This is a genomic window from Shinella sp. CPCC 101442 (genome assembly GCF_024704725.1).
Lineage (GTDB): Bacteria > Pseudomonadota > Alphaproteobacteria > Rhizobiales > Rhizobiaceae > Shinella.
In genome coordinates, this window is sequence record NZ_JALIQS010000001.1 from 771,009 (window position 1) to 784,688 (window position 13,680).

At 63.3% G+C, this 13,680-nt stretch carries 14 protein-coding genes; 4 read left to right on the plus strand and 10 right to left on the minus strand.

Going from position 1 to position 13,680, the window contains the following annotated elements:
* The first annotated feature begins 68 nt into the window (after nt 1–68).
* Complete coding sequence (locus MUO32_RS03510; RefSeq protein WP_257946841.1) at nt 69–884, plus strand: MerR family transcriptional regulator; 816 nt, start codon at nt 69–71, stop codon at nt 882–884.
* Between the two features lie 62 nt (nt 885–946).
* Nucleotides 947–1,342, plus strand: coding sequence for a VOC family protein (locus tag MUO32_RS03515; RefSeq protein WP_257946842.1), 396 nt, complete (start codon nt 947–949; stop codon nt 1,340–1,342).
* Here MUO32_RS03515 and MUO32_RS03520 read toward each other — a convergent pair whose 3' ends face one another.
* From MUO32_RS03520 to MUO32_RS03560, 8 genes are all read right to left on the minus strand, one after another.
* Complete coding sequence (locus tag MUO32_RS03520; RefSeq protein ID WP_257946843.1) at nt 1,343–2,242, minus strand: DMT family transporter; 900 nt, start codon at nt 2,240–2,242, stop codon at nt 1,343–1,345. It lies immediately after the preceding gene.
* Nucleotides 2,243–2,352: 110 nt separating this feature from the next.
* Nucleotides 2,353–3,231: a DMT family transporter gene (locus MUO32_RS03525; RefSeq protein WP_257946844.1), complete on the minus strand. Its 879-nt coding sequence runs from the start codon at nt 3,229–3,231 to the stop codon at nt 2,353–2,355.
* A gap of 154 nt (nt 3,232–3,385) precedes the next feature.
* Complete coding sequence (locus tag MUO32_RS03530) at nt 3,386–4,819, minus strand: aldehyde dehydrogenase family protein (RefSeq protein WP_257946845.1); 1,434 nt, start codon at nt 4,817–4,819, stop codon at nt 3,386–3,388.
* A 12-nt stretch (nt 4,820–4,831) separates the two neighbouring features.
* Complete coding sequence (locus MUO32_RS03535) at nt 4,832–5,560, minus strand: MBL fold metallo-hydrolase (protein WP_257946846.1); 729 nt, start codon at nt 5,558–5,560, stop codon at nt 4,832–4,834.
* Nucleotides 5,561–5,565: 5 nt separating this feature from the next.
* Entirely contained in the window at nt 5,566–6,651 is a 1,086-nt protein-coding gene (locus MUO32_RS29365) for an ABC transporter ATP-binding protein (protein ID WP_374708582.1), read from the minus strand.
* Nucleotides 6,648–7,436: an ABC transporter permease gene (locus MUO32_RS03550; RefSeq protein WP_257946847.1), complete on the minus strand. Its 789-nt coding sequence runs from the start codon at nt 7,434–7,436 to the stop codon at nt 6,648–6,650. Before MUO32_RS03550 ends, MUO32_RS29365 begins: the two co-directional genes overlap by 4 nt.
* A gap of 2 nt (nt 7,437–7,438) precedes the next feature.
* Nucleotides 7,439–8,302: an ABC transporter permease gene (locus MUO32_RS03555; RefSeq protein ID WP_257946848.1), complete on the minus strand. Its 864-nt coding sequence runs from the start codon at nt 8,300–8,302 to the stop codon at nt 7,439–7,441.
* Nucleotides 8,303–8,424: 122 nt separating this feature from the next.
* Complete coding sequence (locus tag MUO32_RS03560) at nt 8,425–9,498, minus strand: spermidine/putrescine ABC transporter substrate-binding protein (protein ID WP_257947162.1); 1,074 nt, start codon at nt 9,496–9,498, stop codon at nt 8,425–8,427.
* 130 nt (nt 9,499–9,628) lie between these two features.
* Between MUO32_RS03560 and MUO32_RS03565 the strand changes: the two genes are divergently transcribed.
* Complete coding sequence (locus tag MUO32_RS03565; protein WP_257946849.1) at nt 9,629–10,255, plus strand: TetR/AcrR family transcriptional regulator; 627 nt, start codon at nt 9,629–9,631, stop codon at nt 10,253–10,255.
* Between the two features lie 7 nt (nt 10,256–10,262).
* Complete coding sequence (locus tag MUO32_RS03570) at nt 10,263–10,655, plus strand: nuclear transport factor 2 family protein (RefSeq protein WP_257946850.1); 393 nt, start codon at nt 10,263–10,265, stop codon at nt 10,653–10,655.
* A 93-nt stretch (nt 10,656–10,748) separates the two neighbouring features.
* Here MUO32_RS03570 and cueR read toward each other — a convergent pair whose 3' ends face one another.
* Nucleotides 10,749–11,159 (minus strand): Cu(I)-responsive transcriptional regulator, encoded by a 411-nt coding sequence (gene cueR, locus MUO32_RS03575; RefSeq protein WP_257946851.1) that lies wholly within the window; start codon nt 11,157–11,159, stop codon nt 10,749–10,751.
* Nucleotides 11,156–13,645: a heavy metal translocating P-type ATPase gene (locus MUO32_RS03580; RefSeq protein ID WP_257946852.1), complete on the minus strand. Its 2,490-nt coding sequence runs from the start codon at nt 13,643–13,645 to the stop codon at nt 11,156–11,158. Before MUO32_RS03580 ends, cueR begins: the two co-directional genes overlap by 4 nt.
* Nucleotides 13,646–13,680: the final 35 nt, after the last annotated feature.

Genomic DNA, 13,680 nt, shown 5'->3' on the forward strand with positions numbered 1-13,680 from the left:
GTTTTTCGGGCCGGACCCGACGTGGCGAGTGCTATAAGAAACCATATACAGAATCAGGGATTGGCGCGATGGGTTCCGAGGAACCGGTGCACTACAAGGTGGCGGAGGCCGCGCGGCTCGCCGGCGTTTCCGCCTCGACACTCAGGCTTTGGGAAACGCAGGGGCTCGTCATTCCCGGCCGTTCCGAGACCGGGCACAGGCAATATAGCGCCGACGACGTCGTCCGGCTGAAGCGTATCGCCTGGTATCGTACCGAACGCGGGCTCAATCCGGCCGCGATACGCGAAGCGCTGGAGGCGGAGGATCCCGCCATCGACAGCACCGCCACCGAAGGCGACACGCCGCAGGGTGTCGGCCGCAAGCTGCGCAGCCTCCGGCACGACGCGGGCAAAACGCTGGAGCAGGTCGCCGGTGACATCGGCATCGCAACTTCCGTGCTTTCCACGTTCGAGCGCACCTCCCAGGGCGTGACCTTTCGCGTGCTGCATGATCTCGCGGAATATTACGGCACGACCGTCTCAAAACTTTCCGGTGAGGAAGAGAGCGACAATCGCTCCGTCGTCCGTGCCGGGGAATGGAAATTCTGGCCCGAGACGTCTCCCGGCGTGACGGTGCAGGTCCTGGCCGACGGGCGCAACATGATGGATTGCCACCGCTTCGTTCTGGCCCCCGGCGCCTCCTCGGACGGCGCCTACAAACACGAAGGCGAGGAATTCGTGCACGTGCTTTCCGGCCGCATCGAGATGGTGCTCGACGGCCAGGAATTCCACGACCTCGGCCCCGGCGACAGCCTCTATTTCGAAAGCGCCCGGCGTCATGCCTGGCGCAACCGTCACCACGGCGAGACGGTGCTCATCTGGATCAACACCCCACCGACCTTCTGACCTTGACGCGGCGCCATCCATGGGTTTCGTAGCGGCACGAAACGAACGAACGGGAGAGAGCCATGGCAAAGTCCATCCATTCGATGATCCGCGTGCTTGAAGAGGCACGATCCGTCGATTTCTATCAGAGGGCTTTGGGTCTTTCTGTTGCCGAACGGCTTGATTTCGAAACCTTCACGCTGGTCTATCTCAGCAATGCGGAAAGCGAATTCGAGCTGGAGCTGACGATCAACAAGGACCGTGCAGAACCCTACCAGCTCGGGGACGGCTACGGCCATTTCGCGGTCTCCGTGGATGACCTCGATACGGAACATGCCCGCGTCACGGACCTCGGCCTTGCACCCGGCAAGATCGTCGCGTTCAACCGCGATGGTGGGCTGCTCGCCCGCTTCTTTTTCCTCACCGATCCGGACGGCTACAAGATCGAGGTCCTGCAGCGCCACGGACGATACAAGTGATCAGCCGCGGCGCTTGAGCTGCTGCTCGCGGAAGAAGATGAAGAGACCGGAGGCGACGATGAAGACGGCGCCGACAAGCATGGCCGGGCGAGGTGCATCGCCGAAGAACATCCAGCCGAAGAGCACCGCCCAGATCAGCAGCGTGTATTGCAGCGGCACTACCGTTGAGGCATCGGCAAGCTTCAGCGACCGGTTGACCAGCATATGCGCGCTCATGGCGACGATTCCGAGCAGGCTGAGCAGACCGAAATCGATGCTGCTCACCGGCGCCCAGCCGGCGGGATCGGTGAGGCACCAGATACCGGAAAAGACGGCCGCGCCGGCGATCTGCCAGAAGACCAGCGTCGTATCGGGCGTGGCGCGCAGCGAGCGGCCGAGCACCATAGCCAGGCCGAACGCCATACTGCCGGCAAGTGCGATGAGGGCCGGCAGCGTGAAACTGTCCTTCGACGGTTCCAGCGCGATGATGACGCCGACGAAACCGATAATGATTGCCGTCCAGCGCCGCCAGCCGACCTTTTCTCCCAGCATCAACGGCGAAAGCGCTGCGACATAGATGGGGGCGGCGAGCCAATAGGTCATGGCATCGGCGAGCGGCATATAGGCGACGGCGAAGTAGAAGCCGGACGCCTCGAATGCGAAGAGGAAGGCGCGCAACAGGTGCAGCTTGGGCCGCTCGACCTCTATCAGCCGCCGCCAGCCGACACGCCAGAAGAACGGCGCCAGCACGACGAGCGCGGCGATGCTGCGGATCAGCATCAGCTGGCCGACGGAATAGGTGGCGACCAGCCACTTGCCGAGCACGTCGTTCAACGAGAACATGACCATGCCGAGCAGCATCAGCAGCACGCCAAGACGCGCGGTGCCGGTGGCGGAAGAGGGGGCTGCGATATCGGTCATGTCGGGGAACTCGGTCTCGGGATGCTGCGGCTGTGACACATTCCGCGCAGGCGATCCAGTCAGCAATTTTGATGGCTGCATCAAATGCGACGCAACCTTGAAGTCGACCATCAGCCGCGGCGGGCGATCAGGATGCCGGCCAGAATGATGAGGCCGCCGACCGCCTGCAGCATGCCGAGCGGTTCCGACAGCACGATCCAGGCGAGAAGAGCCGCGACGACCGGCTGGAGCAGAAGCGTCAGCGATGAGAAGGCCGTCGGCAGATAGGCAAGCGCGTAGGTGAAAAGCCCCTGGCCGCCGACATGGCTGATGAAGGCAAGGCCGACCACCATGGCCCAGCCGAACAGCGTCACCGGCATCAGGCCGTCTTCGAAAAAGTAGGCGATGGGCAACATGCAGACGGTGGCCGCAATGGTTGTCCAGACGAGAATGCGCGGCGCCGAGAACCGGGCGCGGACATGGCCCAGCGCCAGCATGTAACAGGCGTAGAAGAAGGCGGCCGTGACGGCCGTCGCATCGCCCGCCAACTGCCCGCCGCCGAGCGCCTGGGGCCCACCCTTCAACACGACGATGCCGATGAGTGCGATCACAAGCCCGGTCAAAAAGATCGGCGTGATGCGGACGCGGAAGAACAGCCACGAACCGAGGGTCACGAAGACCGGCGCAAGGTTGGCAAGCAGCGTCGCATTGGCGACCGAAGTCATGTGCAGGGAAAGGTGCCAGGCAACGAGATCGGCGGCGAGAAAGACGCCCGGCAGCAACAGGAAGAAATAGTCGCGCAGGTCGGAGGGCTGCTCGTCACTCTGCTTTCCCAGGCGGGACATCAGGAAGAACGGCAGCAGCGCCAGCGAGACACGCCAGAACGCCGTCGCCAGCGGCCCCACTTCCGAGAGCCGCACAAAGATCGGCGAACCGCCGATGGCCATGCCGCCCAACAGGAGAGCGGCAACGGCAAGGCGGGTGTTCGGGGAGGAGGCAGTCCTGGGCACGGCGGCAGTCCGATCATTCACGAAAGCAGCGGGGCTATCAGACCGGGCCGCCTTGAACCAGCCAGTGCGTGTCGATTTGATCGGAAACTTTTGGAAGCATGTAAAAAGGCGACGCCCTTTCGAGCGCCGCCTTCGCAATTGTCAGCAAAAACCGTCAGGCCGCATCGGGCCGGTGAACGGTCTTCACTTCGAGGAAGTCCTCGAGGCCGAACAGGCCCCCCTCGCGTCCGTTACCCGACTGCTTGTAGCCGCCGAAGGGGCTGCCATAACGGTGCGGACCGCCGTTGATATGCACCATGCCGGCACGCAGACGCGCAGCGACGCGCTCCGCGCGATCCGGATTGCCGGTCTGGAGATAGGCGGCGAGGCCGTAGGCGGTGTCGTTGGCGATCGCGATCGCTTCCTCTTCCGTGTCGAAGGGGATGATCGACAGCACGGGACCGAACACTTCTTCGCGGGCGATGCGCATGTCGTTGTTGACGTCGGCGAAGATCGTCGGCTTGACGAAATAGCCGGTCTCGAAACCCTCTGGCTTGCCGGGACCGCCGACGAGCACGCGCGCACCTTCCGCCACGCCCGCCTCGATCAGCGCCTGAACGCGGCCGAACTGGATGTGCGAGACGAGCGGGCCGATATGCTCGCCAGCCTCTTCCGGATTGCCGACGCGGGCTTCCTTGCCGGTGCGCTCGGCGATTTCCACAACCTTGTCATAGACGGAACGCTCGACGAGCATGCGGGTCGGCGCGTCGCAGGACTGGCCGGAATTGTTGAAGCATTCGCGCACGCTGCCGGCAACGCGATCTTCGAGATCAGCGTCGGCGAAGACGAGGTTCGGCGACTTGCCGCCGAGTTCCAGCGTCACGCGCTTGACCGTCTCGGCCGCATCCTTGCTGACGGCGATGCCGGCACGGGTGGAGCCGGTAAAGGACATCATGTCGACGTCCTTGTGCTTGGAGAGGGCAGCACCGCATTCGAGACCGTCGCCGTTGACGAGGTTGAACGTGCCCGCAGGGAAGCCGGCCTCGTGCACCATCTCCGCATAGAGCAGGGCGTTAAGGGGCGTGAACTCCGAGGGCTTCAGCACGCAGGTGCTGCCCGTCGCCAGTGCCGGCACGACCTTCAGCGCGATCTGGTTGATCGGCCAGTTCCACGGCGTGATGAGACCACACACACCGATAGGCTCGCGGCGCACAACGTCGCCGTTCGGCAGCACGTCGCGGGCCTTCAGGCGCTTCAGGCCGTCGATAAAGCCCTGGAGGTGGCCGACGCCGACATCCGCCTGCTGCTCGGTGCTCATGGAGATCGGCGCGCCGAGTTCCAGCGTGATCGTGCGTGCCATCTCCTCATAGCGGCGCTTGTAGATCTTGAGCAGCTTTTCGAGCAGTGCAAGGCGCTCCTCGACGCTGGTCTGGCTATAGGTCGCAAACGCCATCTTGGCAGCGGCGACGGCGCGGTCGATATCGGCCGCGGTGCCCATGGTGATGACCGCGATCGGCTTTTCCGTCGCCGGATTGATCACGGCGAGGTCATTGGCCTTCAGCGGATCCACCCACTGCCCGTCGATGTAGAATTTGCGTTTGTCGAGCATGCTTTTCTCCCGTCACTTCTGTTTTTCATCGAGCCAGCCCTTGATGAGCTGGCGGTAGCGTTCGCCGCCGAAACTTGGAAAATGGCCACCGTGCACCAGCCGCACCGGCAGGGTCAGGAGCCGCTCCATCGAGGCGATATAGTCAATCCCATCGGAATGATAGGTATCCTCGATCAGCGGACCGTCATAGACGATGTCGCCGGAGAACAGAATTTCCGTTGCCTTTTCGTAGAGCGCAATACCCCCTGGGGAGTGGCCCGGCGTGTGGATGACCTCGAAATGGCGATTGCCGAGGTCGATCACGTCACCATCTTCGAGAATGCGCGTCGCCGGCGCCTTCTTCACGGCGTAGCATTTCGAGCAATAGGGCTCGGGTGGTAGCGCATCGAAGATTTCGTCCGTGACATAGGGATCGGCCAGCGTGTTTTCCCGCGTCGGATTGGCGAGAAGATCGGCCTCTGCCGAATGCACGGCGCGGCATTCGAATTCGTGATGGCAGCCGATATGGTCGAAATGGGTGTGGCTCGCCACCGCGATCAGATCTCGCTCCGTCACCAGCGGCACCCACGCGGTGAGAGAAACGACGCCCATGCCGCTATCGACCAGCATGTCTCGGTCACGACCGCGCACATGCCAGATATTGCAGCGATAGAACTCCTGGATATAGGGTTCCGAGATCGAGGTCACGTCGTCGTCGATGCGACGCACGCTGTACCAATCCTCGGGGCGGATGCGCCGCATAGACCTTACACTCCCGCTCCGTCCTCAAGCACGACGATGCTATCCGCCTTCAGCCGAAGGTCAAGCTCGGCACCGACTTCAGGACTGTCGGTCTGGGGTAGATGCGCGGTAAGCGTCGTGCCGTCGGCCGATACATGGCAACGATGATGCGTGCCGAAGAAGGCGCTGCCGGTGATACGTCCGCGGCCGAGCGACACGGTCGGCGCATCCGCATTGGCGCTGCGGAAATGCTCCGGGCGGATGCAGAGCGTGACCGCACGACCCGCCACCGGGTGACCGGATGTGAAGGCGGAAGCGGGGAGGACGACGCGGCCAAGCGCCGTTTCCACCTCAACCTCGCCCCCGGATGCGCCAAGCACCCTGGCCGGCAGGAAATTGGCCTCGCCCATGAAGCCGGCCGAGAACAGCGAGCGCGGGCGCATATAGATCGAGGCCGGCGTACCGACATCCTCGATTCGCCCCTTGTTCATCACGACGATACGGTCGGCGATCGCCATCGCCTCCTCCTGATCGTGCGTGACATGGACGAAGGTCGTGCCGACACGCTTCTGGATAGCCTTCAGCTCATCCTGCATCTGCCGGCGCAGTTTCAGATCGAGCGCACCGAGCGGCTCGTCGAGCAGCAGCACGTCGGGATCGACGGCAAGCGCCCGGGCGAGGGCGACACGCTGGCGCTGGCCGCCGGACAATTCATGCGGCTTCTTGGCGGATGACGCCTTGAGCCCGACGAGGTCCAGATAGGAGAAAGCCTTCTCGAAGCGTTCGGCCTTGCCCATGCCGCGCATCCTGAGGCCGAAGCCGACATTGTCGCGCAGGCACATATGCGGGAACAACGCATAATCCTGGAACATCGTCGTCGTCGGGCGCTTGGCAGGCGAGACATGTGTCATATCGCGCCCGCCAATCGATATCATCCCGGAGGTCGGTTCGATGAAACCGCCGAGGATGGAGAGCAGGGTGGTCTTGCCGCAACCGGAGGGGCCGAGCAGCACGATGAACTCGCCGGCGGCGATATCGAGCGAGACATCGTCGAGTGCCCGGAATGCACCGAAGACCTTGGTGGCATTGCGGATGGAAAGGTCGGCGGTCATGAGGATTTCCCGGTTTTGCGGAAGACGGTGAATTCCATCACGACGAGGAACGCAACGGAAATGAGGAAGACGATGCTGCCGATGGCGTTCGTCTTGGGGTCGAGGCCGGATCGCAGCATGCTCCAGATTTCCACCGGCAGCGTCACGTCGAAGCGCGACAGCAGGAACGCGACGATGAACTCATCCCAGCTGAAGGTGACGGACAGGAAGAAGGCGGCCAGGATCGACGGCAGCAGCATGGGTGCGGTGACAAGCAGCATGACCTGCCAGTCCTTGGCGCCGAGGTCGCGTGCCGCCCGCTCGATGTTCACCTGATGCCCGCCCATCGACGCGTAGATGATGGCAAAGCAGAGCGGCAGGTTGATCACCACATGGCCGATGCCGACGGTGACGAGCGAAAGCCTGAGACCGGAGATGTTCAGCATCGAGAGCAGACCAAGCCCGATGATCAGCGTGCTGACCGTCATCGGCGCGACGATGAGGCCGCGCAGAAGGCCGGATGCAGGCAGCGTATAGCGGGCAAAGGCATAGGCCGCGAGGAAACCGAGAACGCAGGCGACGGCAGACGAGATCACCGCGACGAGCAGCGAGTTTCCAAGCGCCGCCATCAGCTTTCCATCGGCGAAAATCGCCTCGTACCAGCGCAGCGTCAGTCCGTTCAACGGCGGCACCGGCAGGCTGCCATCCTGAAAGGAGAAGAGCACCAGCACGACGACCGGCAGGAAGATGAAGAGGTAGATGAGGCCCGCATAAAGGGCGGCAAGGGCGGTGGAAAGGTGGCGCATGGTCAGGTCCTCTCCATCTTGAGCCAACGAGCGCAGGCGATATAGGCAAGCGTGACGACGACCATCAGCACGAGCGAAAGGGCTGCCGCCATCGGGAAATCCGCCCGCCTTCCAAGTTGCAGCATGATGACCTGGGGCAGTACCAGTTCGTTATTGCCCCCGAGGATCTGCGGCGTGATGTAATCGCCGATGCACAGCACGAAAGTGAGGAACGCGCCGACCATGATGCCGGGCAACGTCAGCGGCAGCACGACGAACCAGAAGGTCTGGAAGGCGTTTGCGCCGAGGTCGGCCGCGGCGCGGCGGTAATTCGGCGAAAGCTGGATGAGATTGGCGTAGATCGTCAGCGTCAGCAGCATGACGAAGAAATGCACAAAACCGATGACCGTCCCGGTACGGTTTGCCGAAAGCTCCAGCGGTTCGGCGACGATGCCGAGCCACAGCAGCGCCTGGTTGACGACGCCGCCCTTGGAAAGCACCAGAAGCCACGAATAGGAGCGGACCACATAGGACGTCCAGAACGGCAGGATCGCCATGATGAGGGCGACGCGCTGCCATTTCTTCGGGACACGCTCGGCGATGATCCAGGCCAGCGGATAGGCGAGCAGGATGGAAATGACGGTCACTGTCGCCGTGATTTCCAGCGACACGACAAGCCCCTTGAAGAAATGGGCTTTCCCGAAAAAGGCGACGTAGTTGTCGAGCGTCCAGGTCGCGACGATCTCGCGCCCCTGCCGCGTCCAGAAACTGATCGCCGCCATATAGGCGAAGGGCACCAGGAAGAAGAACCCCGTCCAGAGCAGCGCCGGTAGGGCAAAGGCCCAGGCCTTGCGGCGCTCCGTGCGTTCTAAGGCTGTGGCGGCCATGGGCATGACACTCCGTTGACGCTGCAGCCTAGCCCAGCGCGGATCGAATTCCAGCGTATTTCAGAGGGGGAACGTTGGGCGTTACCCTCCCCCGGAGGGGAGGGTGGTCCACCGCATCAAGCTTACTGCTGGAGCGTTTCCGTCCAGATATCCTGCATCGCGGCGTCCATGTCGGCGTCCGCCACCGGATAGAGTTGCGAGTTCTTCAGATATTCAGGCTGCTTGTCCCAGCGAAGCGCCGTCTTTTGCTGGTCGGTCAGGTGCGCACCCGCCTTGGCATTGGCCGGCATCGCCCAGTAGCAGGCGGAGGTCGCAAGCCGTGCCTGGCCCTCGGGGCTGACGATGTACTGCACGAACTTCAGCGCGAGATCCTGCTTTTCCGAATCCTTGAAGACGCCGATCGATTGTGCCCAGCGCAGCGCTCCTTGCTTGGGGATCGTCCAGTCGAGATTGGGCTTTTCCGCCGAGAGGCCGGCCGTCAGCCACTCACCGCCGCCCACGACGATATCGACCTCCCCGGTCGCCAATGCGGTCTGCGAGGCGACGACGTCGCTCACCTGGCGGGCGACCTTCTTCATCTCGAAGAGCTTTTCCTTGATCGCCGGCAGGTCGTCCTGCTTGAGATCGGCGGTCTTCTTGCCGATGCCGACAGCCGTCAGGCCAACCATCGGGAGATAGTAGTCATAGAGCGCGATACGGCCCTTGTACTTGTCCGACCAGACCACCGAGAGGTCTTCCATATCGGCCGGGTCGACCTTCGTCTTGTCGTAGGAAATCGTGTTGTAGCCGAATTTTTCGGTGACCGCGTAGACCTTGCCGCCCTTGGTCGTCGTCGCGTCCATGCGCACTTCCGGGAAGAGATCGTTGAGCGGCAGCTTGTCGGCCGGCATTTCACCGAGGATGTCCATGTCGATGGCGCGCGGTACGTCGACGGCGTCGATGACCAGCACATCCCAATCGCCGGGGCGGGATTGCTCGATGATCGAGATCGCAGCACCCGTGCCCTCGTATTCCTTGAGATTGACCTTGACGTTGTTGGCCTTCTCGAACGGCTCGACAAGCGCCGGATCGGTGTGGTCGCACCAGACGAGCGCATTCAGTTCGTCCTGCGCACTCGCACCGGCGGGCAGGAGCGAAACGGCGGCGGTGGCAAGCAGCATGCGGCGGGCAAACCCACCGGAAACGGTTCTTTTCATCATCTTTCCCTCTGGCTGAAGGCTTTTGGCCCTGGCGAATGGCGCTCGTTGCGACGCCTTGAGAAAAAGATTGAACGAGTTCATTTTTTAAGTCAATCTCATTTTTGAGGAGATTCCAACGGAGGTTCTGATGGCCGGATTGCGCGCGAAACAGAAGGCGGACAAGACCCGCCGCATTCTCGAATCCGCGACGACATTGTTCCGCGAGCAGGGCTATGACAGCGCCCGTATCGAGGACATCGCCGAAATGGCGGAAGTCTCCGTCGGCACGCTCTACAACTACTATCAGAACAAGGGCGACATCCTTGTTGCGACCGTGGCGATGGAAGTGACGGAAGTGCTGGAAGCGGGCACTCGGATCGTCGCCAATCCACCGCTCAACGTTGCGGAGGCGCTGCGCACGCTGATCGAGCAATATTACGACCACTCGCTGTTCTACCTCTCCAAGGAGATGTGGCGCACCGCGATGGCGATCTCCATCCAACAGCCGGAAACGCCACTTTCCCGCCGCTATACGGAACTCGACGCCCAGCTCTGCGCACAGGTCGTGCAGCTCGTGCAGACGCTGCAGACCCGCGGCGTTGTCCATGCCAGCATCGACGTGCAGGTCATGGGCGAGCTATTCTTCAACAACCTCAACATGATGTTCATGGAGTTCTGCAAGGTGGACGCCATGCCGATCGAGGAGCTGAAGGCCCGCGTCAACGCGCAGCACGAGCCGATCGCCGCGCTCATCAGCACCGTCAAGATCGTTTGAGGCACCTATGACTGACATGGAATCCACCGTCCTTGCCGCCGCCGACGCACTGGTCGGCGCCTTTTCCCGGCATGACCGCGATGCCTATTTCTCCGCCTTCGCGCCGGAAGCGACCTTCCTCTTCTACAATCTCGACCGACCGCTCGAGGGTCGTGCGGCCTATGAGGCGGAGTGGGCGCTCTGGGAGGAACGGGACGGTTTTCGCGTGCTGGCCTGCCGCTCGACGGACCGCAGGGTTCAACTCGTGGGCGATGTCGCGATCTTCACCCACGCCGTCGAGACGGACGTGTCCGTCGGCGGAGAGACGGTGAAGAACAACGAGCGCGAAACCATCGTCTTTTCGCGCACCCCCGCAGGCCGCTGGCTCGCCGTGCACGAGCACCTTTCCGCCGCCGCCTGATCCAACGCAATACGGGCAGACGCCGGTTTGCAGGTATTGCTACAAGGGTTTGTTTCCGACGCCGAAGCGGTCTTGCTTCGGCTGGAAAATGCTCTAGCAGCAACCGTCCTCGGCCTTGCCGGTCGCGAGCTGCTCGAGGATCGGACAATCCGGCCGGTCGTCGCCGTGGCAGTGGGCGGAGAGGTGCTCCAGCGTGTGCACCATCTCCTGCAGCAGGCGCATCTTCTGCTTCATTTCATCGATATGGGCACCGGCGATACGCTTCACGTCACCCGATGCCCGGGCCCGATCCTGCCAAAGCGTCAGGAGATCGCGGATCTGGGCAATCGAAAAACCGAGATCGCGCGACCGCCGGATGAAGGACAGCGTCGAAAGATCCTTGGGGCCATAGGTGCGGTAGCCGGCACCCGTGCGGCCGGCCTCGCGGATGAGGCCGATCTGCTCGTAGTGACGGATCATCTTGGCGGTGACGCCCGTGGCGTCCGCCGCTTCGCCGATGTTCATGCCAGCTCTCCCTTCTGGAACGGCAGCTTGAAGCGCTTGAGGCGCAGCGCATTCGAGATGACGAAGACGCTGGAGAGCGCCATGGCGCCCGCGGCCAGCGCCGGCGACAACTGAATGCCGAAGGCCGGATAAAGGAAACCGGCGGCGACGGGGATCAGCGCGACATTGTAGCCGAAGGCCCAGAACAGGTTCTGCCTGATGTTGCGCATCGTCGCCCGCGACAGCGCGATGCCGATGGCGACACCGCGCATGTCGCCGGCCATCAGCACCACGTCAGCGCTTTCGATGGCGACGTCCGTGCCGGTACCGATGGCGATGCCCGTATCGGCGGCGGCCAGTGCCGGTGCATCGTTGATGCCGTCGCCGACAAAGGCGACCTTCTTCGCACCATTGGCAGAGAGTGCCTTCACGGCCGCAACCTTGCCGTCCGGCAGAACCTCGGCCATCACCCGGTCGATACCGAGCGTGGCCGCGACAGCCTCCGCCGTACGGCGATTGTCGCCAGTGATCATCGCGACCTCGATGCCGAGCGCCTTCAGCGCGGCAACCGCATCCTTCGTCGTCGGCTTGACCGGATCCGTCACGGCAAAGAGGGCGGCGAGCCTGCCGTCGATGGCTGCATAGAGCGGCGAGGCACCCTCGGCAGCCAGCCGCTCCGCGTCATCGGCGAAGCCGGCGACGTCGAGGCCAAGGGAATACAGGAAACCGACCGAACCGGCCTCGACCCTGCGGCCGGAAACGACGGCGGAAATCCCCTGGCCGGAAATAGCCCTGAAATCGCCGGCAGCGAGAATATCAACTCCCTCCGCAACCGCTCCCTCATGGATGGCGGCGGCGATCGGGTGTTCGGAATGCACCTCGGCGGCGGCGACCAGCGACAGGACCTCACGGCGCGAAAACCCTTGCGCCGGCACGATCTCCGTCAGCGTCGGATGCCCGAGGGTCAGCGTGCCGGTCTTGTCGACGGCGACGATTTGCGTTCCCTCCAGCGTTTGCAATGCCGTGCCTTGCCGGAAAAGCACACCGAGTTCGGCGGCACGGCCGGTGCCCGTTATGATGGATGTCGGCGTCGCAAGCCCCATGGCGCAGGGGCAGGCGATGATGAGCACGGCGACGGCGTTGACCAGCGCATGGGCCAGAACCGGGCTCGGCCCGAAGGCGAGCCAGATACCGAAGGTGAGGAGCGCGACGCCCATGACGGCGGGAACGAACCATTGCGTGACGCGGTCGACCAGCGCCTGTATCGGCAGTTTCGCCGCCTGTGCGTCCTCGACCATGCGAATGATCTGCGACAGCACGGTGTCGGCGCCGACACGGGTGGCGCGGAAGGTGAGGGAGCCCGTCGTGTTGACCGTGCCGCCGGTGACCGTATCGCCGGCAGTGCGGGCGACGGGCATGGGCTCGCCGGTGATCATCGATTCGTCGATATAGGAATTGCCTTCGGTCACCTCGCCATCGACGGGCACCTTCTCGCCCGGCCGCACCAGCACGATATCGCCGGGAACGACGCTTTCCAGCGGCACGTCTTCCGCCCTGCCATCGCGCAGGACACGCGCGGATTTGGCCCGTAAACCCGCCAGATGCCGGATCGCCTCACCGGTGCGCCCCTTGGCGCGCGCTTCAAGATAGCGGCCGGCGAGGATGAGCGTCACGATGACGGCTGCCGCCTCGAAATAGACATTCGCCGTACCGCCCGGCAGCAGGGCCGGCGCGAACGTGGCAACGGTCGAAAAACTCCAGGCGGCAAATGTGCCGATGACGACGAGCGAGTTCATGTCGGGCGCCAGGCGCAGCAGGCTTGGAATGCCCTTGCGGAAGAAACGCAGGCCCGGTCCCAGAAGGACCAGCGTCGCCAGTACGAACTGGATGACGCGGCTCGTCTGCATGCCCAAGGTTTCATGGATGACGTGGCCGAAGGACGGGAAGGCATGCGCGCCCATCTCCATCACGAAGAGCGGCGCCGTCAGGATCGCGGCGATCACGAGGTCGCGCCGCAGGGTTCTGGCTTCTGCCGCGCGACGATCCTCCTCGGCAGGGGCCGTCTCCGTTTCACGGATCGCCCTGTAGCCTGTCCGTTCGATGGCCGCCGCAAAGTCCTCAAAGGCGGCGGCGCCCTTTAGGACGCGCACGCGGGCTCGCTCCTGAGCGAGATTGGCGGCCGCATCCAGCACACCCGGAACGGCCTTCAGCGCCTTCTCGACGCGACCGATGCAGGACGCGCAGGTCATCCCTTCGACGGGAAATTCGAACACCTCCTCGGCAACACCATAACCTGCCTTGCGCACGGCTTCGGCCACGGCCGCGGCATCCGGTGCGCCTGTGAAGATCACATCGGCTTTCTCCGTCGCGAGATTGACGGCGGCGCCGGACACGCCCGGCACCTTCTCTATAGCTTTCTCGACCCGGCGCACGCAGGACGCACAGGTCATGTCGGAGATGGAAAGCTTGATCGTCTGCCGGTCTGCCGGCGGTATTGTGGTGAGCATGATGCGCCTTCTATCCCGAGGCCACCCCCTTCAGC

Bases quoted from the DNA above. Each gene is read 5' to 3' on its own strand.
- MUO32_RS03530 (WP_257946845.1), bottom strand. From the start codon at position 4,819: ATGCTCGACAAACGCAAATTCTACATCGACGGGCAGTGGGTGGATCCG.
- MUO32_RS03550 (WP_257946847.1), bottom strand. From the start codon at position 7,436: ATGCGCCACCTTTCCACCGCCCTTGCCGCCCTTTATGCGGGCCTCATC.
- MUO32_RS03580 (WP_257946852.1), bottom strand. From the start codon at position 13,645: ATGCTCACCACAATACCGCCGGCAGACCGGCAGACGATCAAGCTTTCC.
- cueR (WP_257946851.1), bottom strand. From the start codon at position 11,159: ATGAACATCGGCGAAGCGGCGGACGCCACGGGCGTCACCGCCAAGATG.
- MUO32_RS03565 (WP_257946849.1), top strand. From the start codon at position 9,629: ATGGCCGGATTGCGCGCGAAACAGAAGGCGGACAAGACCCGCCGCATT.
- MUO32_RS03555 (WP_257946848.1), bottom strand. From the start codon at position 8,302: ATGGCCGCCACAGCCTTAGAACGCACGGAGCGCCGCAAGGCCTGGGCC.
- MUO32_RS03510 (WP_257946841.1), top strand. From the start codon at position 69: ATGGGTTCCGAGGAACCGGTGCACTACAAGGTGGCGGAGGCCGCGCGG.
- MUO32_RS03520 (WP_257946843.1), bottom strand. From the start codon at position 2,242: ATGACCGATATCGCAGCCCCCTCTTCCGCCACCGGCACCGCGCGTCTT.
- MUO32_RS03535 (WP_257946846.1), bottom strand. From the start codon at position 5,560: ATGCGGCGCATCCGCCCCGAGGATTGGTACAGCGTGCGTCGCATCGAC.
- MUO32_RS03515 (WP_257946842.1), top strand. From the start codon at position 947: ATGGCAAAGTCCATCCATTCGATGATCCGCGTGCTTGAAGAGGCACGA.
- MUO32_RS29365 (WP_374708582.1), bottom strand. From the start codon at position 6,651: ATGACCGCCGACCTTTCCATCCGCAATGCCACCAAGGTCTTCGGTGCA.
- MUO32_RS03570 (WP_257946850.1), top strand. From the start codon at position 10,263: ATGACTGACATGGAATCCACCGTCCTTGCCGCCGCCGACGCACTGGTC.
- MUO32_RS03560 (WP_257947162.1), bottom strand. From the start codon at position 9,498: ATGAAAAGAACCGTTTCCGGTGGGTTTGCCCGCCGCATGCTGCTTGCC.